At 73.2% G+C, this 22,604-nt stretch carries 22 protein-coding genes and 1 pseudogene; 8 read left to right on the forward strand and 15 right to left on the reverse strand.

The features are described 5' to 3' along the window. The first annotated feature begins 422 nt into the window (after positions 1–422). Positions 423–1,106, forward strand: a complete 684-nt coding sequence (locus tag ACIA6T_RS24105) for an SCO3374 family protein (RefSeq protein WP_399448537.1) — start codon at positions 423–425, stop codon at positions 1,104–1,106. Here ACIA6T_RS24105 and ACIA6T_RS24110 read toward each other — a convergent pair. From ACIA6T_RS24110 to ACIA6T_RS24155, 10 genes are all read right to left on the reverse strand, one after another. Further along, positions 1,085–1,420, reverse strand: a complete 336-nt coding sequence (locus ACIA6T_RS24110; RefSeq protein WP_004928054.1) for an Lsr2 family protein — start codon at positions 1,418–1,420, stop codon at positions 1,085–1,087. The two genes, ACIA6T_RS24105 and ACIA6T_RS24110, sit on opposite strands and share 22 nt — an antisense overlap. 199 nt (positions 1,421–1,619) lie before the next feature. Further along, a complete protein-coding gene (locus ACIA6T_RS24115) occupies positions 1,620–2,153 on the reverse strand; it encodes an amino-acid N-acetyltransferase (RefSeq protein ID WP_385059136.1) in 534 nt (177 codons plus the stop codon). 9 nt (positions 2,154–2,162) lie between these two features. Continuing rightward, complete coding sequence (locus ACIA6T_RS24120) at positions 2,163–2,564, reverse strand: BlaI/MecI/CopY family transcriptional regulator (protein ID WP_306297956.1); 402 nt, start codon at positions 2,562–2,564, stop codon at positions 2,163–2,165. A gap of 126 nt (positions 2,565–2,690) precedes the next feature. Continuing rightward, positions 2,691–2,867: a hypothetical protein gene (locus ACIA6T_RS24125; RefSeq protein WP_399448538.1), complete on the reverse strand. Its 177-nt coding sequence runs from the start codon at positions 2,865–2,867 to the stop codon at positions 2,691–2,693. Positions 2,868–2,894: 27 nt separating this feature from the next. Beyond that, positions 2,895–3,473: a hypothetical protein gene (locus ACIA6T_RS24130; RefSeq protein ID WP_399448539.1), complete on the reverse strand. Its 579-nt coding sequence runs from the start codon at positions 3,471–3,473 to the stop codon at positions 2,895–2,897. A 478-nt stretch (positions 3,474–3,951) separates the two neighbouring features. Next, a complete protein-coding gene (locus ACIA6T_RS24135; protein WP_399448540.1) occupies positions 3,952–4,749 on the reverse strand; it encodes a type III pantothenate kinase in 798 nt (265 codons plus the stop codon). A gap of 8 nt (positions 4,750–4,757) precedes the next feature. Continuing rightward, positions 4,758–5,732 carry a carboxylating nicotinate-nucleotide diphosphorylase gene (gene nadC / locus ACIA6T_RS24140; RefSeq protein ID WP_399448541.1) on the reverse strand — a complete coding sequence of 325 codons (975 nt, stop codon included), beginning with the start codon at positions 5,730–5,732 and terminating at the stop codon, positions 4,758–4,760. 5 nt (positions 5,733–5,737) lie between these two features. Then, a complete protein-coding gene (locus ACIA6T_RS24145; RefSeq protein WP_399448542.1) occupies positions 5,738–7,447 on the reverse strand; it encodes an L-aspartate oxidase in 1,710 nt (569 codons plus the stop codon). Beyond that, positions 7,444–8,460: a pantoate--beta-alanine ligase gene (gene panC, locus ACIA6T_RS24150; protein WP_399448543.1), complete on the reverse strand. Its 1,017-nt coding sequence runs from the start codon at positions 8,458–8,460 to the stop codon at positions 7,444–7,446. Before panC ends, ACIA6T_RS24145 begins: the two co-directional genes overlap by 4 nt. Beyond that, positions 8,457–9,389, reverse strand: coding sequence for a Rossmann-like and DUF2520 domain-containing protein (locus tag ACIA6T_RS24155; RefSeq protein WP_399448544.1), 933 nt, complete (start codon positions 9,387–9,389; stop codon positions 8,457–8,459). The genes panC and ACIA6T_RS24155 overlap by 4 nt, the downstream gene beginning before the upstream one ends. 196 nt (positions 9,390–9,585) lie before the next feature. Here ACIA6T_RS24155 and ACIA6T_RS24160 point away from each other — a divergent pair, with 196 nt between their 5' ends. Both ACIA6T_RS24160 and ACIA6T_RS24165 read left to right on the forward strand, forming a co-directional pair. Then, a complete protein-coding gene (locus ACIA6T_RS24160; protein ID WP_399448545.1) occupies positions 9,586–10,806 on the forward strand; it encodes a threonine aldolase family protein in 1,221 nt (406 codons plus the stop codon). 103 nt (positions 10,807–10,909) lie between these two features. Then, positions 10,910–12,015: pseudogene (locus ACIA6T_RS24165) on the forward strand (DUF5937 family protein). Positions 12,016–12,036: 21 nt separating this feature from the next. Here the strand turns inward: ACIA6T_RS24165 and ACIA6T_RS24170 are convergent. The 3 genes from ACIA6T_RS24170 to ACIA6T_RS24180 all read right to left on the reverse strand — a co-directional run bounded on the left by ACIA6T_RS24170 (position 12,037) and on the right by ACIA6T_RS24180 (position 14,645). After that, positions 12,037–12,666, reverse strand: a complete 630-nt coding sequence (locus ACIA6T_RS24170; RefSeq protein WP_399448546.1) for an AAA family ATPase — start codon at positions 12,664–12,666, stop codon at positions 12,037–12,039. 31 nt (positions 12,667–12,697) lie between these two features. Next, complete coding sequence (locus ACIA6T_RS24175) at positions 12,698–13,369, reverse strand: response regulator transcription factor (RefSeq protein ID WP_073936742.1); 672 nt, start codon at positions 13,367–13,369, stop codon at positions 12,698–12,700. A 73-nt stretch (positions 13,370–13,442) separates the two neighbouring features. Then, the gene (locus tag ACIA6T_RS24180) at positions 13,443–14,645 is read right to left on the reverse strand and encodes a sensor histidine kinase (protein WP_399448547.1); all 1,203 of its coding nucleotides are present in this window, start codon (positions 14,643–14,645) and stop codon (positions 13,443–13,445) included. Positions 14,646–14,783: 138 nt separating this feature from the next. On the opposite strand from ACIA6T_RS24180, the gene ACIA6T_RS24185 reads away from it, so the two are divergent. Beyond that, complete coding sequence (locus ACIA6T_RS24185) at positions 14,784–15,836, forward strand: SAM-dependent methyltransferase (protein WP_399448637.1); 1,053 nt, start codon at positions 14,784–14,786, stop codon at positions 15,834–15,836. Here the strand turns inward: ACIA6T_RS24185 and ACIA6T_RS24190 are convergent. Next, entirely contained in the window at positions 15,801–16,952 is a 1,152-nt protein-coding gene (locus tag ACIA6T_RS24190) for an NADH-quinone oxidoreductase subunit D (protein ID WP_399448548.1), read from the reverse strand. The genes ACIA6T_RS24185 and ACIA6T_RS24190 overlap by 36 nt on opposite strands. A gap of 31 nt (positions 16,953–16,983) precedes the next feature. Between ACIA6T_RS24190 and ACIA6T_RS24195 the strand changes: the two genes are divergently transcribed. After that, positions 16,984–17,514 carry a PH domain-containing protein gene (locus tag ACIA6T_RS24195; protein WP_399448549.1) on the forward strand — a complete coding sequence of 177 codons (531 nt, stop codon included), beginning with the start codon at positions 16,984–16,986 and terminating at the stop codon, positions 17,512–17,514. Next, entirely contained in the window at positions 17,511–18,845 is a 1,335-nt protein-coding gene (locus tag ACIA6T_RS24200) for a PH domain-containing protein (RefSeq protein ID WP_399448550.1), read from the forward strand. Before ACIA6T_RS24195 ends, ACIA6T_RS24200 begins: the two co-directional genes overlap by 4 nt. A gap of 605 nt (positions 18,846–19,450) precedes the next feature. On the opposite strand, the gene ACIA6T_RS24205 is transcribed toward ACIA6T_RS24200, so the two are convergent. After that, complete coding sequence (locus ACIA6T_RS24205; protein WP_399448552.1) at positions 19,451–20,722, reverse strand: hypothetical protein; 1,272 nt, start codon at positions 20,720–20,722, stop codon at positions 19,451–19,453. 340 nt (positions 20,723–21,062) lie between these two features. Between ACIA6T_RS24205 and folP the strand changes: the two genes are divergently transcribed. Beyond that, positions 21,063–21,977 carry a dihydropteroate synthase gene (gene folP, locus ACIA6T_RS24210; protein ID WP_399448553.1) on the forward strand — a complete coding sequence of 305 codons (915 nt, stop codon included), beginning with the start codon at positions 21,063–21,065 and terminating at the stop codon, positions 21,975–21,977. Continuing rightward, entirely contained in the window at positions 21,974–22,477 is a 504-nt protein-coding gene (locus ACIA6T_RS24215) for a nuclear transport factor 2 family protein (RefSeq protein WP_385058277.1), read from the forward strand. Before folP ends, ACIA6T_RS24215 begins: the two co-directional genes overlap by 4 nt. Positions 22,478–22,604 lie beyond the last annotated feature (127 nt).

Genomic DNA, 22,604 nt, shown 5'->3' on the forward strand with positions numbered 1-22,604 from the left:
CTCCTCAGAGCGGTCAGGCAGTGGGGGGAACTTCCCCTCCCTGTCCTTCCGCAGCTTAGTCCCGCAAGCGGGGACCGCTCATTCCAACTGCCGACACTGTCGATGGCCTCCTGACCCCGCTCACGCCGACATCTGCTCCAACCCGATGGTGCGAGACGATGTTCCCGCAGGCCAGGCAGTTACCCCCTTCGCCAGTACGCCCATGGCGAACGGGAGACGTCCCGCCCTGCGTGTCGCCCCCTCCCACTAGGGATGTCTTACCCGCTGCTACGGACAGTCCATGCCGAGTGCACGGGTTTCCTCCGCTACGGGCGAACAACCTTGCGCCTCCCCGCACCCCCGCACGCCCCCTTGTTCGACACCCCTCGCTTACGCGTGAGCACCCAGCGTAACCCGGAGGGTGCCGGGACGTTGCGTCGGGCATGGCTCGGACCGCCGCTCCCGCAGTGCCGTTCCCCCACCGGCCGCTCACGCCGAGCGACGACGAGGTGCGGCTCTGGTACGAGAACGCGCTGGGGTGGCCCACAGTGCCCGGGGCGCCGGTGCGGCTGGTGGTGGGGGTGCGTTTCGACGTCCTGGACGTGCCCGCGGAGGCGGGGTGCGCGGCGCTGGAGCGCCTGGGGCGCTCGGGAGGGCTCGGGCGGGGGTTCCCGGTGGCCCTGCGGGACGGCCGGATGCGGCTGCTGGTGGCGGCGGGCAGCGCGGAGGAGTTGCCGGGGCTGCTGGAGTGGCTGGACTGGGGTGCGCTGGCGCTGGACCTGGTGGCGGTCGGCGCGGGAGGTCTCATGGACGCTCCCCGGCCCCCTGGCGCCGTCGTCGGCGGTGACGCCGGTCCCGCCGCCCGGCCGCTCCCCCCGGGCCGTGACGGATCGCAGGGGGCCGCCGTGTGGCTGCGGCCCCCCGAGCCGGGACGCGGGGCCGAGGCCTCGCTGCCGACGTTGTCGGCGATGGGCACGAGCGGTGGTGCGAGGGGGGACCGGGACGTCCCCCCGGATCTCGTGCGGCTGGTGAACACGGTGGCGACACAGATCCACCGGGTCCGGCTGCGGCATGCGTGCGCTGCCGCCGCCGTACGGGCCGACGGTCAGCCGTTGGCCTTCTCGTAGGCCTCGCGGATGGACGCGGGGACACGGCCGCGGTCGTTGACCTCGTAGCCGTTCTCCTTCGCCCACGCGCGGATGGCCGCGGTGTCCTGGCTGCCGCCGGAAGAGGCGCGCGCCTTTCCGCGCCCGCCCGAAGCACGGCCTCCGGTACGACGACCGCCCTTCACGTAAGGGTCGAGAAGGCCGCGGAGCTTGTCCGCATTGGCGGTGGTGAGATCGATCTCGTACGTCTTGCCGTCCAACGCGAACGTCACGGTCTCGTCCGCCTCGCCGCCGTCGAGGTCGTCGACAAGAAGGACCTGAACCTTCTGTGCCACCGGATTTCCTTTCATCGATAACTTGAGGGCCGGGCTGTGCCGGCGTCCGCCGTATCGCCGCCCCTTGTTATATCCAGTACTGCAGTACTCCGGAAAGCAAACCGCTTTTGCCGTAAAAACACAAACCCCTGGCGGGGGCCCGCTGCCCGCACCCGGCCCGGAAACGTGCGCGTTTCGGACATAGGGCACCGCGCGCAGATCACAGATGCAGAAGCATCCGGCTGTTGCCCAAGGTGTTCGGTTTCACGCGTTCGAGGCCGAGGAACTCCGCGACGCCCTCGTCATAGGAGCGCAGCAACTCCGCGTACACATCGGTGTCGACGGGTGTCTCACCGATCTCCACGAAGCCGTGCTTGCCGAAGAACTCCACTTCGAAGGTCAGGCAGAATACGCGCCGAACACCGAGCCAGCGGGCGGTCTCCAGCAACTTCTCCAGCAACCGGTGTCCGACGCCCGCGCCCTTCAGGCCCGGCTTCACGGCGAGAGTGCGGACTTCCGCGAGGTCTTCCCACATCACGTGCAGGGCTCCGCAGCCGACCACCTCCGCGTTGTCGTCCCGTTCCGCGACCCAGAACTCCTGGATGTCCTCGTAAAGCGTCACCGTTGCTTTGTCGAGCAGGATGCGCCCGCGGACGTAGGCGTCAAGGAGCCGGCGCACGGCGGGGACATCGCTGGTGCGGGCCCGTCGGACCGTGATGGCTTTTGCGGGGACTTCGGGGCTGTCTGCGGACATGGGCGGACGCTATCGTCCGCTCCGGCCCTCTGCCGAGCCGGGGTTCTCGTCGGCGGGGGTTTCCGGGAGCTGGACGATGCGGACCGCGTCGGTGAGAGCCTGACGCTGTTCCTCGCTCATCATGCCGAAGAACGCCACGAGAGCGGCGGCGGCGTTGTCGCTCTGCGACCACGCTTCGTTCATCAGCGCGGCGGCGTAGGCGGCACGAGTGGAGACCGCCTCATATCGATAGGCCCTGCCTTCCGCCTCTCGGCGCACCCAGCCCTTCTGATGGAGATTGTCCAAAACGGTCATCACCGTGGTGTACGCGATGGACCGTTCCTTCTGAAGATCTTCCAGGACTTCCCGAACGGTCACCGGGCGGTTCCACTTCCACACCCGCGTCATGACCGCGTCTTCGAGTTCTCCCAATGGGCGAGGCACAACTCAGAACAATAGTGGCGAATCCATGTAATGGCGTGCCGGACAGGCATGATCGTCGCCAAACATGAACAAAAAGGGCGTACGACCTTGGGTCGTACGCCGGGGTCGGGCCGGTCAGGCCTCGGTCTTGGGGCCGGGCTGGGAGCCCTGCACCCGCGCGAGGGCCGCGTCGACCGCGGCGTCCTCCTTGGTCTTGTTGGCGCCGCCCTGGGTCTTCACGATCACCCGGATCACGCCGATGAAGAGGACGGCCATGACGGCCGGGGGGAGGAGCGCGGAGACGTAGTCCATGGGTCCAGGGTAGGGCAGCGGGGGTCGTCAGCCGGCGGCCAGGTGCTGGTCCGGCGGGGGCGGAGTGGGTTTGCGCCGGGGGAAGACCTCGCCGGGGGTGGGGATGGGGCGGGCGGGGTCGGGCGCGGGGGCGGGGTTCGGGGCGGGGCGGGGGGTGGCCGGCTTCCGGGACGGGTCCTGCTCCCTCTGCGGGTCCTCGGTGGCCGCGCGGCCTCCGGGGAGGGCCAGGAGGAAGGTGCGCCGGCAGTGGCGCAGGAGGGCGGCGGCGATGGGGTTGCCGCGCAGGGCCCGGAGGGCGGCCAGGTCGTCGGAGTGGGGGCGGTATCCGGCGCCCAGCGCCTCCTCCAGGAGCGTGAGGTAGCCGGCGGCGGTGCCGGGGAGGGCGGCACGGTAGCGGCCGAGGTCGGCCAGGAGGAAGGCGCGCAGCCGGGCACTCTCCCGCGTCGCCTCGTCGAGGTCCGTGGCGAGGCGGAGGCAGTCCTGGAGGTCGTCGGCCGAGGCGGGGGTGGGAGTGGGGCACAGGGCGAGGGCGAGAGCGCGGCGGAGCACGCGCAGTTCCTCCGCGCCGAACGCCATGCCGCCGCGGGGTCCGTAGGGCGTGGGCATGCTGCGACGATACGCGCTAATCAGACAAACACCGCGTATGGGGCAGGTGTGGCGCGGGGCGCCACCCGGGTGGGCGGGATGCCTGCGGCGCAGCTTTCGGTCCGGTGGGGGCTGGGGTAGCGCCTGCGGTGGGTGGGGCGGGGCCACCTACGGCCGCCCCGCCGTCTTCCGCTATCCGCGGGCAAGTCGTGCCGCCGCTCCCGCGGGCAGCCGCCGCCCCCGCCGTTTCCACGGGCAGTCGTGCCGCTGGGGCGGCACGGGTGGGCGCGACGGCACCCCGTAAGCGCCGGGCCGCACGAACACCCCCCGGCCCACACCAACGCCGGGGGCACCCGCAAAGCGCCGGGCCGCACGAACACCCTCCGCTCCACACCGACGCGGAGCACCCCGCAAGCGCGCCGGGCCGCACGAACACCCCCGCTCCGCATCAACGCCGGGCACCCTGTACCGCACCGGGCCGCGCAGGCACCCGCGCACGTCACAGACGCGACACGTTCCGTTCGTACACCAGGCGCAGACCGATCAGCGTCAGCCACGGCTCGTGCTCGTCGATGACCGAGCTCTCACCCAGCACCATCGGCGCCAGCCCACCCGTCGCGATGACCGTCACGTCCTCGGGATCCTCCGCCAGCTCGCGGGCCATCCGGTTGACCACGCCATCGACCTGACCGGCGAATCCGTAGATGATGCCGGACTGCATCGCCTCGACCGTGTTCTTGCCGATCACACTGCGCGGGCGCGCCACCTCGATCTTCCGCAACTGCGCACCGCGGACGCCGAGCGCCTCGACGGAGATCTCGATGCCGGGGGCGATGACCCCACCGACGTACTCCCCCCGCGCGGAGACCGCGTCGAACGTCGTCGCCGTACCGAAGTCGACGACGATCGCCGGTCCGCCGTAGAGGTCGACCGCCGCGACCGCGTTGATGATGCGGTCCGCGCCGACCTCCTTGGGGTTGTCGGTGAGGATCGGCACGCCCGTCTTCACGCCCGGTTCCACCAGGACCGCCGGCACGTCTCCGTAGTAGCGGCGCGTCACCTCGCGGAGTTCGTGCAGGACGGACGGGACCGTCGCGCAGATCGCGATGCCGTCGATGCCGTCGCCCAGCTCGTCGCCCAGCAGCGGGTGCATGCCCATCAGGCCCTGGAGCAGGACCGCGAGTTCGTCGGCCGTGCGGCGCGCGTCCGTGGAGATGCGCCAGTGTTCGACGATGTCGTCGCCGTCGAAGAGGCCCAGGACGGTGTGCGTGTTGCCCACGTCGATCGTCAGCAGCATGGCCGGCCCTACTCCGCCGCTCGCAGGTCGAGGCCGATGTCGAGGATCGGTGAGGAGTGGGTGAGGGCCCCCACCGCCAGGTAGTCGACGCCCGTGTCCGCGTACGCCTTCGCGTTGGTGAGCGTGAGGCGGCCGGAGGCCTCCAGGGCGGCGCGGCCGTCGACGAGGGCCACCGCCTCCTCGCACTCGCCGGGCGTGAAGTTGTCCAGCAGGATCAGGTCGGCGCCGGCGTCCAGGACCTCGCGGAGCTGGTGCAGGGTGTCGACCTCGACCTCGATCGGGACGTCGGGGAAGCGCTCGCGGACCGCGTTGAAGGCCTCGGCGACACCGCCGGCGGCCACCACGTGGTTGTCCTTGACCAGGGCCGCGTCCGAGAGGGACATGCGGTGGTTGACGCCGCCGCCGCAGCGCACGGCGAACTTCTCCAGGCTGCGCAGGCCGGGGGTCGTCTTGCGGGTGTCGCGGACCTTCGCCTTGGTGCCCTCCAGGGTGTCCGCCCACGCGCGCGTGGCGGTGGCGATGCCCGACAGGCGGCACAGCAGGTTCAGGGCGCTGCGTTCCGCGGTGAGGATGTCGCGGGTGCGGGTCGTGACGGAGAGCAGGGTCTGGCCCGCCTCCACGCGGTCGCCGTCCTCCGCGTGGCGTTCGACCTCGAACTCCTCCGTGCACACGACCGACATGACCGCCTCGGCGATCCTCAGGCCCGCCACGGTGCCCGCCTCCCGCGCGGTGAAGTCGGCGGTGGCGACGGCGTCCTCCGGGATGGTCGCGACCGTCGTCACGTCCACGCCGTGGGCCAGGTCCTCCTGGAGGGCGACGTTGGCGATGTCCTCGACCTCGACGGGGTCGAGGCCGGCGTCGGCCAGGAGCTGGGCGAGCGCGGGGTCGAGGCCGCACTCCAGGTAGGTCTCCTCGCCGGCGCCGCAGGCGCAGCCGTCGCCACAGCCGCCGGAGGAAACGAGGGGAAGGTCGGGGGTGGTCACTGCTGTCACTGCTCCTGGGCCTGGGTGAGGGTCGGGGGGAAGTCTGTGGTGTCGGTGGTGTGCTCCGCCAGCGATCGGTCCGGATTCAGCCGTACGACGATGTGGCGGCGCCAGGCCGTGTCGTCGCGCTCGGGACGGTCCTCGCGCCAGTGGCAGCCGCGGGTCTCCTCGCGCCGCTGCGCGGCGGCGACCAGGACGCGGGCCACGCACAGGAGGTTGGTGGCCTCCCAGGTGTCGACGCCGGGCTCGGCGGTCTTGCCGTTCTCGTCGAGGGCGTCGCGTGCGTCGGCGTGGAGCCGGTGGAGACCGTCGGCGGCCTGGGAGAGGGAGGTCGCGGAGCGGAGTACGCCTGCTCCCCGGCTCATGATCCGCTGGACGGTGAAGCGGGCCTCCGGGGGGAGGAGGGGGTAGGCGGGGCGCTCCGTGACGGGGAGCGGCTGCGGCACGCGCGCGTGGAGGGTGTTTCCGGCGCGCGCGATGTCGGCGGCGATGCGCTCGGCGTAGACCAGGCCCTCGAGGAGGGAGTTGGAGGCGAGGCGGTTGGCGCCGTGCACGCCGGTGCAGGCGACCTCACCGCACGCGTACAGGCCGGGCACGGTGGTGCGGCCGTGGGAGTCGGTGCGGACGCCGCCGGAGGCGTAGTGGGCGGCCGGGGCGACCGGTACGGGCTCGGTGACCGGGTCGATGCCGTGCGCGCGGCAGGCGGCGAGGATCGTGGGGAAGCGGTGCTCCCACATCTCGGCGCCGAAGTGGCGGGCGTCGAGGTACATGTGCTCGGCGTCCTGCTCCCGCATGCGGCGCATGATGCCCTTGGCGACGATGTCCCGGGGCGCGAGTTCGGCGAGTTCGTGCTGCCCCTGCATGAAGCGCACGCCGTCGGCGTCCACCAGGTGGGCGCCCTCACCGCGCACCGCCTCGGAGACCAGCGGCTGCTGGCCCTCCGCCTCGGGTCCGAGGAAGAGCACCGTCGGGTGGAACTGGACGAATTCGAGGTCGCTCACCTCGGCGCCCGCGCGGAGGGCGAGGGCCACGCCGTCGCCCGTGGAGACGGCGGGGTTCGTGGTCGCCGAGAAGACCTGGCCCATGCCGCCGGTCGCCAGGACCACGGCGGGGGCGTGGACGGCGCCCACGCCGTCGTGCTGGCCCTCGCCCATGACGTGCAGGGTGACGCCGGCGGTGCGGCCGTCGGCGTCGGTGAGGAGGTCGAGGACGAGGGCGTTCTCGATGGTGCGCGTCCCGCGTGCGCGGACCGCCTCGACGAGGGCCCGGGAGATCTCCGCGCCGGTGGCGTCGCCGCCCGCGTGGGCGATGCGGCGGCGGTGGTGGCCGCCCTCGCGGGTCAGCTCCAGGTCACCGTCGGTCGACTCGTCGAAGTGCGCGCCGGTCGCGATGAGGCGGCGTACGGCGTCGGGCCCCTCGGTGACGAGGATGCGGACCGCCTCCTCGTCGCACAGTCCCGCGCCGGCGACCAGGGTGTCGTCCAGGTGCTGCTCGGGGGTGTCGCCCTCGCCGAGGGCCGCGGCGATGCCGCCCTGGGCCCAGCGGGTGGAGCCGTCGTCGAGGCGGGCCTTGGTGACGACCACCGTCGTCAGGCCGGCGGCCTCGCAGCGCAGGGCGGCGGTGAGGCCGGCGACGCCGGAACCGACGACCACGACGTCCGCGTCGATGGACCACCCGGGCGCGGGCGCGTGCAGTCGTATGCCTGTGCTGGTCACGAGGCGGCTCCGAAGGTTCCGAAGGTCAGGGGGATGTTGTCGATCAGGCGGGTGGTACCCACGCGGGCGGCCACGGCGAGGACGGCCTCTCCGGTGAAGTCGTCGCCGATCTCGGTGAAGTCGGAGGGGTCGACCAGGGCCAGGTAGTCCAGGTCGAGGGGCGGCGTGAGGCGGGCGGCCTCGTCGAGGACCAGGCGGGCGGCGGCGCGGACGGCCACCGGGCCGCCGGCGGTCGTGGCGACGGCGTGCGCGTCGGCCGCCGCGCGGGACTCCCCTATGGCGCTGAGCGCCTCGGCACGCGCGCGCGTGGAGGGCACCTCACTCGCACGCGCGCGCAGCGCCTGCTGGGCGGCGTGCCGGTCGCGGCCCGCGAACAGGGCCTGGGACAGGGCGAGCGCGGTGCGCCGCTCGGCGGGCGAGAGGTAGCGGTTGCGGCTGGACAGGGCGAGCCCGTCCTCCTCGCGCACGGTGGGGACGCCGACGATCTCGACGCCGAAGTTCAGGTCCCGCACCATGCGGCGGATCAGGGCGAGCTGCTGGGCGTCCTTCTGGCCGTACAGCGCGAGGTCGGGGCGGGTGAGGTGGAGCAGTTTGGCGACGACGGTGAGCATGCCGTCGAAGTGGCCGGGGCGGGCGGCGCCCTCCAGGCGTTCACCCATGGCCCCCGCGCGGAGGGTGACCTCGGGCCTGCCACCGGGATACATCTCGTCGGCCGACGGCGCGAACACGATGTCCGCGCCCGCCTCCTCGGCGGTCTTGAGGTCGGCGTCGAGGGTGCGCGGGTAACGCTCGAGGTCCTCGCCCGCGCCGAACTGGAGCGGGTTGACGAAGACGGTGACGATCACGAAACCGCCGTGGCCGACGTGTTCACGGGCGGCGCGGATCAGCGTCGCGTGGCCCTCGTGCAGGGCGCCCATCGTCATCACGACGGCGGTGCGGCCCGGCACGGCGAAGTGCCCCAGGACGTAGTCCAGGTCGTCGAAGGTGGGTACGAGTTCGAAGTCGGGCTTCATCGGTCTCCCCGGTTCTCGGGCAGCTCCGCTCCGTCGGCGAGCACGCCCAGCAGGTCTTCGGCAAGTTCGGGCTTCAGCAGGCCGTGGACGAGGGCCCGGTCGGCGGTCGCGCGGGCCATCGCCAGATAGCCGGCGACGGCCCCCGGGGCGTGCCGGCGCAACTCGGTGACGTGCGCGGCGACCGTGCCCGCGTCACCGCGCGCGACCGGGCCGGTGAGGGCCGCGTCGCCGGAGCGCAGGGCGTTGTCCAGGGCGGCGCCGAGCAGCGGGCCGAGCATCCGGTCGGGGGCCTCGACACCGGCGGTGCGCAGCAGTTCCAGGGACTGGGCGACCAGGGTGACCAGATGGTTGGCGCCCAGGGCGAGGGCCGCGTGGTAGAGCGGGCGGTTCTCCTCGGCGATCCATTCCGGCTCGCCGCCCATCTCGACGACGAGGGCCTCGGCGGCCAGCCGCAGCTCCTCGGGGGCGGTGACGCCGAAGGAGCACCCGGCGAGGCGCTGCACGTCGACGGGGGTGCCGGTGAACGTCATCGCGGGATGCAGGGCGAGCGGCAGCGCGCCGGCCCGCAGGGCGGGGGCGAGCACCTTCGCGCCGTACCGCCCGGAGGTGTGCACCAGCAGCTGGCCCGGCCGCACCGCGCCGGTGTCGGAAAGTCCGGAGACCAGCTCGGGCAGGGCGTCGTCCGGGACGGTCAGCAGGACCAGTTCGGACCGCTGGAGGACCTCGGCGGGCGGCACCACCGGCACGTCGGGGAGCATCCGCTCGGCGCGCCTGCGGGAGGCGTCGGAGACGGCGGAGACGGCCACCGGGCGGTGCCCGGCGAGCTGGAGGGACGCGGCCAGGGCGGGGCCCACGCGTCCGGCGCCGACGACGCCGACGGTGAGCCGCGCGGGGCGGTCCCGGGGATCTGGCTGTGGGGTTGTGTTCACGCGACGGCGGCCTTCCCGTTCCAGTCCGCTCGGGGTACCGGACGATTTCTCGTCATGTTAACGCGATCGGTTCCGGGGGCGATCGGTTGTCCACAGGCTGTGGGTTTCCGTGCGCCGTCGTGACACACGCGCGTGCGGAAATGTGCGGCGGGCACGCGTACGGAAATGGGGGTGCCCGCGCGGACGGGGGCGCGGGATGATCGCGCGCATGAGTGATACCGACGGCACGAGTGACACCACGACGGTGCGGGAGGAGCGGGAGCCCGGGCAGGAGGCGGACGACGCGGCGCGGCCGACGTCGCGCGAACGGCGGATCGCCGCCTGGCGCGCCGCCCCGCGTGTGCTCGCGCGCCTCGGCTTCCCCGCCCCCCTCTCGGAGCGGCTGGCCCTGCTGGAGGCGGCGGGGAGCGTGTACGACCTCGACGAGACGTCCGACATCTACGGCAACGGCGTCGTCGAGGCCCTGGAGAAGCGGGTCGCCGGTCTGCTCGGCACCGAGGCCGCCGCGTTCTTCCCGACCGGGACGATGGCCCAGCAGGTGGCGCTGCGCTGCTGGGCCGGCCGCACCGGCGACCCGGCGGTCGCGCTGCATCCGCTCAGCCACCCGGAGGTGTACGAGCGGAACGCGTTCAGTCAGGTCAGCGGATTGCGGCCGGTGCGGATGACGAGCGAGCCCCGGCTGCCCACCGCCGAAGAGGTCCGCGACTTCGAGGAGCCCTTCGGGGCGCTGATGCTGGAGCTGCCGCTCAGGGACGCCGGTTTCGTGCTGCCCACGTGGGAGGAGCTGACCGAGGTGGTGGCCGCCGCGCGGGAACGCGAGGCGGTCGTGCACTTCGACGGGGCCCGGCTGTGGGAGTGCACCGAGCACTTCGGCCGGCCGCTGGAGGAGATCGCGGGCCTCGCGGACAGCGTCTACGTGTCGTTCTACAAGTCCCTCGACGCCTACGGCGGCGCCGCCCTCGCCGGTCCCGCGAGCCTGATCGAGGAGGCGCGGGCCTGGCGGCACCGGTACGGGGGCAACGTCTTCCAGCAGTTCCCGACCGCGCTGTCGGCGCTGATCGGACTGGAGCGGGAGCTGCCACGGCTGCCGGAGTACGTCGGGCACGCGCGCGTGGTGGCCGCCGCGCTGCGGGAGGGCCTGGAAGCGGGGGGACTGCCCTGGTTCCGCGTCCACCCCGAGGCGCCGCACACCCATGACTTCCAGGTGTGGCTGCCGTACGACGCGGATGTGGTCGCCGAGGTGGCGATCCGGGCGGCCGAGGAGACGGGAACCGTGCTCTTCGCCAACCACTGGGATCCGAAGGGGCCGGGGGTGTCCTTCACGGAGGTGTACGTGCGTTCCGCGGGGCTGGAGTGGACGGCCGAGGACGTACGCGCGGCGGCGGTGGAGTTCGCGCGGCGGCTGCTCCGGGTCTGAGGATTTCTCCGCCTCCGCCGCCCCTTCCCGTCCCGACACCGGGGCGCTGCCCCCGAGGACGGGAAGGGGCGGCGTTGTCAGTGACCGGGTGCGCCACGTGGGCATGAGCGTGAGTATCGACGTCGCGGGGCTGCGGCCGGAGAGGGTCGCCGTCGTGCCCTCGCCCCTCGCCGAGCTCGGCATGGCGCTGCACGCGCTGTCCGAGCCGGGGCACCACCCGGGGCTCCAGGGCTGGGTGACGGGGGTGACCGCACGGCTGGACCCGCATCTCGCGGACCGGATGTGCGAGGCCGACTTCCTGTGGCGCACGACGTTCTCGGACCTGTTCCTGCCGAGCGCCGGCCTGCCGGGCCGCGCGACGCTCCCGGGCGGGACCCTCGACGAGGAACTGGACCTGCTGGACAAGCTGTCCGACGAGCAGTTCGTGGGCGCCGCCCTGGAGTTCACCTGCGCTCTCCCCTACGGCGCTCCGGGCGCGGGCCCGCTCACCGACGAAAAACTGCGGCGCCGCTCGCTGGAGCTGGCCGCCGCGCGGGGGCCGCGCCAGACGGAGTTCACCGAGCGGCTGCTCGCCGACCCGCCGCGGATCAGGGACTGGCTGCGGCAGTTCCTGCGGGACTGCGACGAGGCGTTCTTCGCCGAGGCGTGGTCCCGGCTGCGGCATCAGCTCACCGCGGACACCCGCCACAAGACCGACCTGCTCCGGCACAAGGGACTGGCCGAGGCGCTGGCGGCGGTGTCGCCCGCGGTGACGCTCGACGAGGCCGCCGGGCGGATCACCGTCGACAAGCTGGGCGAGGGGCGTACGGCCACGGGTGACGGCGGGCTGCTGCTGATCCCGACCAGCCTCGGCTGGCCGACCTGATGGTGCTGCACCGGTACGGCTGGCAGCCGGTGCTGCACTACCCGGTCGGCTCCGCCGAGCCGGCCGCCCCGCCGACGGTCGAGCAGCTGGCCCTGCGGATGACCGCACTGTCCCACCCGGTCCGCATGCGCATGTGCCGCCACCTCGCCCGCAGCGCGTACACCACGGGCGAGCTGGTCCAGGTGCACGGTATGACGGCGCCGGAGATATCCCGGCACCTGAGCGTGCTGAAGAAGGCCGGTCTGGTCACCACCCGCCGCCGTGGGCGGTACGTGCTGCACCAGTTGGACGTGACGGTGGTGGCCCGGCTCGGCAGCGACTTCCTGGAGGGGATCCTGCGCTGAGGACGCGTCCCGCGCGTGCGGTCAGTCCCGGCGGATGTGCCGGATGCCCACGCCCGCCTGCCGCATCCGGGTCCGCAGCCGTCCCTCGTGGTTGGGGAGCAGCTTCAGCCCGGCCAGGACGGCGATGCGGTCGGCCGTCTTCGGCACCGTGGTGTGGTCGGTCCACAGGTGCTCGGCGAACTCCGGCTCGCTCAGCCGCTCCAGGCAGTGGTCGAGGCGCTGCACCGCCCAGCTCTCCCGGCGCAGTGAGGCGTTGCCCATGACGGACCCGAGGAGGTGGCCGAATCCGCGCTCGCGCAGCCGTCGCAGCACCGTCGCGCGCTCGGCGAGGAGGGTGAAGTGGCGCACGTCGTGGCCGAGTTCGCGCAGCCGGCCGACGGTCTCCGCGAAGTGCCCGGAGTCGGTGACGGTCATGGGGGCGATCACCACGCCGTCGTGCCTGTTCAGCGCGAGGTCGAGCACCTCGACGACACCCTGCCGCCAGGCCCGCAGGCCCTGGAAGTCGCCGCGCAGTCCGGGCGGCAGCATGCGGTGCAGGCCGAACCCGGGATGCTCCGGGTCACAGACGACGCTGCCCGGCAGGCGGCGCCGTATCTCGTGTGCGGTCTGTGTCTTGCCGCCCCCGAAGGGTCCGTTGATCCACAGCAGCATGCGCGCACCCTACCGGCGCGCGGCCGTCCGTTCAGCCGTGTCCGCCGGCCCGTACCAGGCCCGTCTCGTAGGCGAGGACGACCACCTGCACCCGGTCCCGCAGGCCCAGCTTGGTCAGGATGCGGCCCACGTGGGTCTTCACGGTCGCCTCGGAGAGCACCAGCCGGGCCGCGATCTCGCCGTTGGACAGACCCTGCGCGACCAGCACCATGACCTCCCGCTCGCGCTCGGTGAGGCGCTCCAGCTCCTTGTGCTCGGGCTGCTTGCCCGTGCTGGGCAGCATCGGCGCGAACCGGTCCAGGAGCCGGCGGGTGGTGGACGGGGCGACCACGGCGTCGCCGCTGTGCACCGCGCGGATCGCGGCGAGCAGCTCGCCCGGCGGCACGTCCTTGAGCATGAAGCCGGACGCGCCCGCCTTCAGCCCGGAGAAGGCGTACTCGTCGAGGTCGAAGGTGGTGAGGATCAGCACCTTCGGCGGGTCGGTGTCCGCGCAGATCCGGCGGGTCGTCTCCACTCCGTCGAGCTTGGGCATGCGGACGTCCATCAGCACCACGTCGACGGCGGTGGACCGCAGCACCTCCAGGGCCTCGACGCCGTTGCCCGCCTCCGCCACGACGTCCATGTCCGGCTGGGCGGCGAGCACCATCCGGAACCCGGTGCGCAGCAGCACCTGGTCGTCGACGAGCATCACGCGGATCGTCATCGGGGCCTCTTCCATTCGGTCGTCAAGTCGTCGCAGGGGGTGTGACAGGTGTCAACAGGGGCGTGCGCGGGCGTCAATGCGCGGGTTTGAGCGGCAGCAGCACACTGATGCGGAATCCTCCGCCGGGGCGCGGGCCCGCGTCCAGGGTGCCGCCGACCATGCCGACCCGCTCGCGCATGCCGATCAGGCCGTGGCCCTGCCCGTCGTAGCCGCCCTCCTCGTACAGCTCGTGCGGGGCGCCCTTGCCGTCGTCCTCCACGAGGAGGCCGAGACCGTCGTCGAAGTACACCAGGCGCACGCTGGCGCCCACGTCGGAGCCCCCGTGCTTGCGGGTGTTGGTGAGCGCCTCCTGCACGATGCGGTACGCGGTGAGCTCGACGCCGCTGGGCAGCGGGCGCGGAGTGCCCTCGACCTTGAAGTCCACCGGCAGTCCCGATCCCCGGCACTGCTCGACGAGGTCCTCTATCTGCTGCACGTCGGGCTGCGGCACGTACTCCCCGGCCTCCTGGTGCTCGCCGGTGCGCAGCACGCCCAGCAGGCGGCGCATCTCGGCGAGGGCCTGGCGGCCGGTGGAGGAGATCGTCTCCAGGGCCTTCTTCGCCTGGTCGGGGGCGGCGTCGAGGACGTAGGCGGCGCCGTCGGCCTGCACCACCATCACCGACACGTTGTGCGCGACGACGTCGTGCAGCTCGCGGGCGATCCGGGCGCGTTCGGCGGCGACCGCGACCTTGGCCTGCGCCTCGCGCTCCTTCTCCAGCCGGGCGGCCCGCTCCTCCAGCTGCGCGAAGTACGCGCGGCGGGTGCGGATGGAGTCGCCGAGCACCCAGGCGAGGGCGAACGGCACCGCCTGGAAGATCATTATGGCGATGTTCTCCGCCGTGCCCGCCTCGTGGTTGGGCCAGCGCAACTGCGCCAGCGGAGCCGCGATCAGCGCGGCGGTCAGCGCGAGGCGGGAGGCCCAGCGGGCCCCGACCGCCGCGACCGTGTAGACGATCACCAGCAGGGCGAAGTCGGCGGGCAGCGTCGCCACGTCCGCGATCAGCTGCCCCAGGCCCACGGCGAGGGCGAGGACCAGCATCCGCTCGGGCATCCGGCGGCGCAGCGCGACGACCAGCGACAGCAGCAGCATGACCGGCACCGTGAGGGCGGGCAGGTCCGTCCCCCGGGACTCCTCCATGCTCGCTCCGCTGATCACCGAAATCCCGAAGAGGACCGCGGCCCAGAAGCCGTCGACCCACGTCGGGTGTCTGCGGAGGAAGTCATAGAGGCGTTGCACGTAACCCAGCGTAGGGAAGCGAAATGCGTGCAGGGGTCAACCGGAGGGCCGATCCCCGGTCGGCACGTGTACTCCGCAAGGTGGAGGCCCGGCGTGTCCGCGCGCTTAACCTGGGCCGGTGACGACGACGGCGGGGGTGTGGAACCGGTGACGGCGGGGGCGGCGGGGGGCGGCGGCCTGCGGGGCTGGCGGGCGGCGGCCCAGGACGCCCTGTACGGGCCGGGCGGCTTCTACCGCGGGCCCGGCGCGGGCCCGGCCGGGCACTTCCGTACGTCCGTGCACGCCTCGCCGCTGTTCGCCGGCGCCGTCGCGCGGCTGCTGTGCCGGGTCGACGAGGCGCTGGGGCGGCCGGCGGTGCTCGGCTTCGTGGACATGGCGGCCGGGCGGGGCGAACTGGTCACCGGCGTCCTCGCCGCGCTGCCCGCCGATGTGGCGCCGCGCGTGCGTGCGTACGCCGTCGAGCTCGCCGACCGGCCGGCCGGGCTGGATCACCGGATCGAGTGGCGGACCGAGCCCCCGGAGGGGATCACGGGGCTGCTCTTCGCCAACGAGTGGCTGGACAACGTGCCCGTGGACGTCGCCGAGGTGGACCCTGCGGGCGTACCGCGGCTGGTGCTGGTGCGGGAGGACGGGACGGAGCGGCTCGGGGAGCCGGTCGCGGGCGCGGCGGCCGAGTGGCTGGTGCGGTGGTGGCCGTTGGGGGCCGGAGAAGGGCTCCGCGCGGAGATCGGGCTGCCGCGGGACCGGGCCTGGGCGTCGGCCGTCGGCACGCTCGCGCGGGGGCTCGCCGTCGCCGTGGACTACGCGCACACGGCCACCGCGCGGCCGCCGTTCGGGACGCTCACGGCGTTCCGGGAGGGGCGGGAGACGACGCCCGTGCCGGACGGGACGTGCGACCTCACCGCGCATGTGGCCCTGGACGCGTGCGCCGCGGCCTGCGCGCTCCCCGGCACGCGCCTGCTGACCCAGCGGGACGCCCTGCGCGCTCTGGGCATCAGCGGCGCACGCCCCCCGCTCACGCTGGCGTCCACCGACCCGGCCGGGTACGTACGCGCCCTCGCGGGCGCCGGGGAGGCCGCCGAACTCACCGCGCCGGGCGGACTCGGTGACTTCGGGTGGCTGGTGCAGCCGGTGGGGATCGCGGACGCGGGGGACCTACTTGTCGATGTCGCCGACGACGAAGAACAGTGACCCGAGGATCGCCACCATGTCCGCGACCAGCGTCCCCGGCAGCAGCTCGGTGAGCGCCTGGATGTTGTTGTACGACGCCGAGCGCAGCTTCAGCCGGTACGGGGTCTTCTCGCCCTTGCTGACCAGGTAGTAGCCATTGATGCCGAGCGGGTTCTCGGTCCACGCGTACGTGTGCCCCTCGGGCGCCTTGAGCACCTTCGGGAGCCGCTGGTTGACCGGGCCCGGGGGCAGCTCGGCGAGCCGGTCGAGGCAGGCGTCGGCGAGGTCGAGGGCGTTGTGGGTCTGCTCCAGGAGGCACTCGAAGCGGGCGAGGCAGTCGCCCTCCGCGCGGGTCACCACCTTCAGGACGTCGCCCAGTTCGCCGTAGGCGAGGTACGGCTCGTCGCGGCGCAGGTCGAAGTCGACGCCGGACGCGCGGGCGATCGGCCCGCTCACCCCGTACGCGTGCACCGCCTCCGGGGACAGCACGCCGACACCGCGCGTGCGGCCGCGGAAGATCTCGTTGCCGAGCACCAGGTCGTCGAAGCGGTCCATGCGGGAGCGCACGTCGGCGACGGCGGCACGCGCGCGGGCCGTCCATCCGGCGGGAAGGTCCTCCTTGAGGCCGCCCACGCGGTTGAACATGTAGTGCATGCGCCCGCCGGAGACCTCCTCCATGACGTGCTGGAGCTCCTCGCGCTCCCGGAAGGCGTAGAAGATCGGGGTGATGCCGCCCAGTTCCAGCGGATAGGAGCCGAGGAACATCAGGTGGTTGAGCACCCGGTTCAGCTCCGCGAGCAGCGTGCGCAGCCACACCGCGCGCTCGGGGACCTCCATGCCGAGCATCCGCTCCACGGCGAGGACCACGCCCAGCTCGTTGGAGAACGCCGACAGCCAGTCGTGGCGGTTGGCCAGCATGATGATCTGGCGGTAGTCCCGGGCCTCGAACAGCTTCTCCGCGCCCCGGTGCATATAGCCGATCACGGGCTCCGCGCGGACGACGCGCTCGCCGTCCAGGACGAGTTTCAGCCGCAGCACGCCGTGCGTGGACGGGTGCTGGGGCCCGATGTTGAGCACCATGTCGGTGCTCTCCGCCGCGCCGCCGATACCGACCATGGTCTCCGTCGTAGGAGTCATGAACACAGTCTCCCCTACGTACGCTGGGCCCATGGAGACGGGGAGCCCGCACGACACGGGGACAGCGGCAACGGGCGGGCCGGCGGTACCGGGCGGCGAGGAGCCGGGGTGGATCGCCCTGCCCCCGGGACTGCTGAGGATGCGGCTGCTGCTGCTGGTGGTGTGGCTGGGGCTGCTGACCCTGGCCACCGCACTGGTCCCGGGGCTGCTGGCCGGGCCCGGCTGGGCCGCCTTCGCGCTGCTGCCGCTGGCCCTGCTGGTCTGGGGCCGGGTGATGCTGGAGCGGAACTGGCGTTCCTGGCGGTACGCGGAGCGCGCCGACGACCTGCTGATCAGCCGGGGCGTGCTGTGGCGCGAGGAGACGGTCGTGCCGTACGGGCGGATGCAGCTGGTGGAGGTCACCTCCGGGCCCGTGGAACGGCACTTCGGGCTGGCCAGCGTGCAGCTGCACACGGCTGCGGCGGCGACCGACGCCACCATCCCCGGCCTCGACCCGGCCGAGGCGGAGCGGCTGCGCGACCGGCTCACCGAGCTCGGCGAGGCCCGATCGGCGGGGCTGTGACGGCCCCGGGCGTCCAGGAGGACGTACGCGACCGGCCGCCCGTGACCGAGAGGCGGCTGCACCCCGTCACGCCGCTCAGGCGGGCGTGGGCGCCCGTCGCGGTGCTGATCGGGTGGGCGCTGCACGACCCCGACCAGGCGCAGCGCCAGCTGACCCGGCTGACGACGACGCACCTGCTGATCGGGCTCGCCGTACTCATCCCGGCCGCCGCCCTCTACGGCTTTCTGACCTGGTGGTTCACCCACTTCGCGGTGACCGAGAGCGAGCTGCGCATCCGGACCGGGCTGCTGTTCCGGCGCACCGCGCACATCCGCCTCGAGCGGATCCAGGCCATCGACGTCACCCAGCCGCTGCTCGCGCGGGTGGCGGGCGTGGCGAAGCTCAGACTCGACGTCATAGGCACCGACAAGAAGGACGAACTCGCCTTCCTGGGCGCCGGTGAGGCGCGTGCCCTGCGCGCGGAACTCCTCGCGCGGGCGGCGGGTTTCGCGCCGGAGACCGCGCACGAGGTGGGCGAGGCGCCGTCCCGGGAGATGCTGCGGGTGCCGCCGGGCGTCCTCGCCGTCTCCCTGCTGCTGACCGGGGCGACCTGGGGCTGGCTCCTCGTCGCCGCCGTGGTGGTGCCGCTGCTGTGGACGGCCACCCACAGCCTGTGGACGGTGCTCGCCACGGCCGTGCCGCTGCTCGGCGCCGCGGGCGCGAGCAGTGTGGGCCGGTTCGTCGCCGAGTACGACTGGACGCTGGGCGAGTCGCCCGACGGGCTGCGCATCGACCACGGACTGCTGGACCGGGCGCACGAGACGGTGCCGCCGGGGCGTGTGCAGACGGTACGGCTGGTCGAGCCGTTGCTGTGGCGGTGGCGCGACTGGGTGCGGGTGGAACTGGACGTGGCGGGTTCGTCCAACTCCCTGCTGCTGCCGGTCGCTCCGCGCGAGCTCGCCGAGTCGGTCGTCGCGCGGGTGCTGCCCGGGGTGAGCGTGCCCCCGCGCGAGGCGTTCTCCCGGCCGCCGCGCCGCGCGCGGTGGTGCGTTCCGTTGTGGTGGCGGGGCTACGGACTCGCCGTCACCGACGCGGTGTTCGCCGCCCGTCACGGGCTGCTGCGACGCAGCCTGTCCCTGGTGCCGCACGCCAAGGTGCAGAGCGTACGGCTGGTCCAGGGGCCCTGGCGGCGGGCCCGGGGTGTCGCGGACGTCCACGTGGACACCGGCGCGAACAAGTCGGTGACGGCCCACCTCCGGGATGCCACGGAGGCGGCGGCCCTCCTCCACTCCCAGGCGGAACGCTCCCGCACCGGCCGCAGGGACGCCCGCCCGGACCGCTGGATGGCCTGACCCGCACAGACGACGAGCGCCTGCCGGGGCTGCTGAGGCAGACGCCGCACAGGGGGCGGGAGCGGCCTGCCGGGGCTGCCGGGGCGACGGCACCCGGACCCGGAAACATCTGCTGGGGCCGTTGAGGCAGACGGCACACAAGGGAGACGGGAGCGGGCCTGCCGGGGCCGTTGAGACGGACGGCGCAGAAGGCGGGAGCGGCTGCCCGGACCCCTGAGACGACGGCACACAGGCCCCGGAAACACCTGCCAGGACCGTTGAGGCAGACGGCACACAAGGGAGACGGGAGCGGGCCTGCCGGGCCTGCCGGGGCTGCCGGGGCTGCCGGGGCTGCCGGGGCTGCCGGGGCTGCCGGGGCGACGGCACAGGCCGTGAGAACGCCTGCCGGGGCTGCTGAGACCGACGACGTGTAAGGGGCACGCGCACCGGCCGTGGGAGCCCGTCCCTGTCGTTGGACGGCATCGACCGCACCCTCGCGGGCACAGCCACACGGAGAAGCCCGCCCCCGGAGGGACGGGCGCACCGCCCGTACGCGCGCGGGTGCGCCGGAACGCCGAACGGGCCCCGCGCACACCGCGCGGGGCCCGTTCTGCTGGTGCACCGGGTCAGGAGACCGCGCTGCGCAGGCCCTCGACGTCGATGTGTTCCGTCTCGTCGTGTGCCGTCAGGTCGATGACCTGGCCGACGCCGCGTGCCTCCTCGTCGGCGGGCTTGAACCGCGCCTCGGCCTCCGCCTTGTGCAGCGCGAGCGCCTCCTGGCCGACGACGTCGGCGAGGTCCTCGTTCTGCACGGTGTCCAGGGTGGCGCCGTCGGTGTCCTTCTTCGTCCCGAAGAAGTCGAAGCCGCCCTCGGACACCGGCCGCCGTACCGGTGCGGTCTGCGGTACGACCGCCACCGCCGTCGGCACGGTGAAGTGCCCGGAGGGCTGCCGCACGGACTGGGCCGGAGGAGCGTCCGGCGCGGGGGAGTCGGCGGTCGTGCGCTCGTGCCCGTCGACCGCCTCGGTCTGCCTCTCGGCCTCGGCCTCGGCCTCGGTCCCGGCCTCGTCCTCCTGCGCCTGTTCCCGCTCGGACCGCTTCGTGGGCTCGGGACCGTCGTCCTCGGGGCCCTCGGAGGCGTCGTCGCCCTTCGGGGAGCCGTCGCCCTTCGGCATGTCACCGGTCCGGGCGTCGTCGTCGGCCCGCCCGGACGCCCCGTCGGTCCGTACGTCCGTGTCGACGCCGTCCTCCACGGCCTCCGCGTCGGCGGCGAGCCGCGCCAGTGCCGCCTCGGCGCGCAGGAACAGCTTCGCCCCCTCCGGCGAGAAGACGGACGGAGCCGCCGGCGTCTCCTCGGCGACGGCCTCGTCCCGCTCCACCGCCCCGGACTCCGCCTGCTCCGGCACCTCCGACGGTCCCGCCGGCAGCGCGCGGACCGGAACAGCGGCCTCTATCTCGAGCACCCGGCGTTCCTCCAGGACGCTCGCCCGGTCGACCTCCGACGCGGCGTACCGCCGCAGCAGAGCCGCGTGCTCGTTGCGCAGCCCGGCGAGTTCCGCGCGCTTGGCGCGCAACCGCTGCTCCAGTTTCGCCCGCAGCTCGCGCGACTCCTCGAGGTCGGACTCCAGTTCGGCGACCCGCTCCTCGAAACGCCATTCGTCGCTCGCACGCGCGCGCGTGAGCTCGGCGACGCGTTTGCCCGCCTGGGCGTCCCAGTGCCGCATGACGACGGCGCCCGCGACCGCCGTGACCGCGGCGGTCGCGGCCAGGACACGAAGCACCATCGGTTGCGTGAACACCCAGGGCCCCACGGCGCAGACGACGGACACGCCTGCGATCGCCGACGGGGGCAGCATCCTGTGCAGAGGCGGGGAATGACGGTGACGTCCACGTGGCATGGCCAGAAACTTACCGCGCGTAGGCGAATGATGGTGCCCCACCCCGTAAAAACAAAGCCACGCCGGGGATTTCACAGGGCATCAGGGAACGCGCGTCACACGTGAATAGACGTATTGCCCAATTATCAAGATCGTTTATTGTCCCGTGAACCGCCCGCCGAACTCCGCCCGGCGAACTCCGTGTATCCCGGCCGCCTTGCCGGGCAGCCGTCCGCACGCCGTCGCCGATGCGCCAATGCGCCAATGCGCCGAACAGCCTCCACGGCACCCCCGCAGGCTCCCGGACGCCCCGCCCCGGCCCGAGGCGTACCCCGGCCCCTTACGGGCCTACGCTGAACATATGAGCAACCACAGCGGACGCCGCCAGGTCGCGGGCCTTCCTCACTGGGACCGCTGCGCGGTCATGGGAGTCGTGAACGTCACCCCCGACTCCTTCTCCGACGGCGGCCGCTGGTTCGACACGACGACCGCCGTCAAGCACGGCCTCGACCTGGTCGCCCAGGGCGCCGACCTGGTCGACGTCGGCGGCGAGTCCACCCGGCCCGGCGCCACCCGCGTCGACGAGGCCGAGGAGCTCAAGCGCGTCATCCCCGTGGTCCGCGGCCTCGCCGCCGAGGGCGTCACCGTCTCCGTCGACACCATGCGCGCCTCCGTCGCCGAACAGTCCCTCGCGGCCGGTGCCGCCCTGGTCAACGACGTCAGCGGCGGACTCGCCGATCCGGCCATGATCCCCGTCGTCGCCGCCGTCGGCGCCCCCTTCGTCGTCATGCACTGGCGCGGCTTCCTGGAGGGCGGCAACATCGAGGGTGTGTACACCGACGTGGTCACGGAGGTCGCCGAGGAACTGCACGCGCGCGTGGAGGCCGTCCTGGAAGGCGGGATCGCCGCCGACCGTGTGATCGTCGACCCCGGCCTCGGCTTCTCCAAGGGCGCCGACCACGACCTGGCCCTCCTCGCCCGCCTCGACCGCCTCCTGGCCCTCGGCCACCCGGTGCTCGTCGCAGCCTCCCGCAAGCGGTTCCTCGGCCGTGTCCTGGCCGGTCCGGACGGCGCGGCACCGCCCGCGCGGGAGCGCGACGCGGCCACCGCCGCCGTCTCCGCCCTCGCCGCACAGGCCGGCGCCTGGGCGGTCCGCGTGCACGAGGTACGCGCCACCGCCGACGCCGTACGGGTCACCCGCGCCATAGCGCAGGCGCGCACGGTGGACACCACACCCCCCGAACCCGGCGCGCACGGCGCAGAAGGAGCCCGGTGAGCGCACCCCACACCGATGTCGAGCACGTCGAGGCCGCCAACACCGCCTTCTACGAGGCGCTCGAAAGGGGCGACTTCGAAGAGGTCGCGTCGCTCTGGCTGACCCCCGGCGACCTCGGCGTCGACGAGTCGTACCACGACCCCGCGGACACCGGCGTGGTCTCCTGCGTGCACCCCGGCTGGCCCGTGCTCACCGGACGCGGCGAGGTGCTCAGGTCGTACGCCCTGATCATGGCGAACACCGACTACATCCAGTTCTTCCTCACCGACACGCATGTCTCCGTCACCGGCGACACCGCCCTGGTGACGTGCACCGAGAACATCCTCAGCGGCGGCCCGGCCCCCGAGGCCGGCGAGGAGCTCGGCCCCCTGGTCGGCCAGCTCGTCGTGGCCACCAACGTGTTCCGGCGCACCCCGTCCGGCTGGAAGCTCTGGTCCCACCACGCCTCCCCGGTCCTCGCCGAGGAAGAGGACGGCGAGGACGACGACACCCCGGCCTGAGGGGGTAGACGGACCTCATGGCCCGTCGCCCCTCACCGGAAGTGGTGGGAATCACGACGGGGCGGGCAGGGGCGGCCACCACCTCGTGGGCCCCCGGCCTCCCCAGGGAAACGGACGGTGAGATCCC

Origin of the sequence: Streptomyces sp. NPDC051740, assembly GCF_044453165.1 — a bacterium.
GTDB lineage: Bacteria > Actinomycetota > Actinomycetes > Streptomycetales > Streptomycetaceae > Streptomyces > Streptomyces atrovirens.

Coding starts and splice junctions, on each gene's coding strand:
- ACIA6T_RS24130 (WP_399448539.1), bottom strand. CDS start 3,473: ATGCCCACGCCCTACGGACCCCGCGGCGGCATGGCGTTCGGCGCGGAG.
- ACIA6T_RS24170 (WP_399448546.1), bottom strand. CDS start 12,666: ATGCTGCTGTGGATCAACGGACCCTTCGGGGGCGGCAAGACACAGACC.
- ACIA6T_RS24205 (WP_399448552.1), bottom strand. CDS start 20,722: ATGCCACGTGGACGTCACCGTCATTCCCCGCCTCTGCACAGGATGCTG.
- ACIA6T_RS24135 (WP_399448540.1), bottom strand. CDS start 4,749: ATGCTGCTGACGATCGACGTGGGCAACACGCACACCGTCCTGGGCCTC.
- panC (WP_399448543.1), bottom strand. CDS start 8,460: ATGAAGCCCGACTTCGAACTCGTACCCACCTTCGACGACCTGGACTAC.
- ACIA6T_RS24115 (WP_385059136.1), bottom strand. CDS start 2,153: ATGTCCGCAGACAGCCCCGAAGTCCCCGCAAAAGCCATCACGGTCCGA.
- ACIA6T_RS24125 (WP_399448538.1), bottom strand. CDS start 2,867: ATGGACTACGTCTCCGCGCTCCTCCCCCCGGCCGTCATGGCCGTCCTC.
- ACIA6T_RS24190 (WP_399448548.1), bottom strand. CDS start 16,952: ATGACTCCTACGACGGAGACCATGGTCGGTATCGGCGGCGCGGCGGAG.
- ACIA6T_RS24160 (WP_399448545.1), top strand. CDS start 9,586: ATGATCGCGCGCATGAGTGATACCGACGGCACGAGTGACACCACGACG.
- ACIA6T_RS24195 (WP_399448549.1), top strand. CDS start 16,984: ATGGAGACGGGGAGCCCGCACGACACGGGGACAGCGGCAACGGGCGGG.
- folP (WP_399448553.1), top strand. CDS start 21,063: ATGAGCAACCACAGCGGACGCCGCCAGGTCGCGGGCCTTCCTCACTGG.
- ACIA6T_RS24175 (WP_073936742.1), bottom strand. CDS start 13,369: ATGACGATCCGCGTGATGCTCGTCGACGACCAGGTGCTGCTGCGCACC.
- ACIA6T_RS24105 (WP_399448537.1), top strand. CDS start 423: ATGGCTCGGACCGCCGCTCCCGCAGTGCCGTTCCCCCACCGGCCGCTC.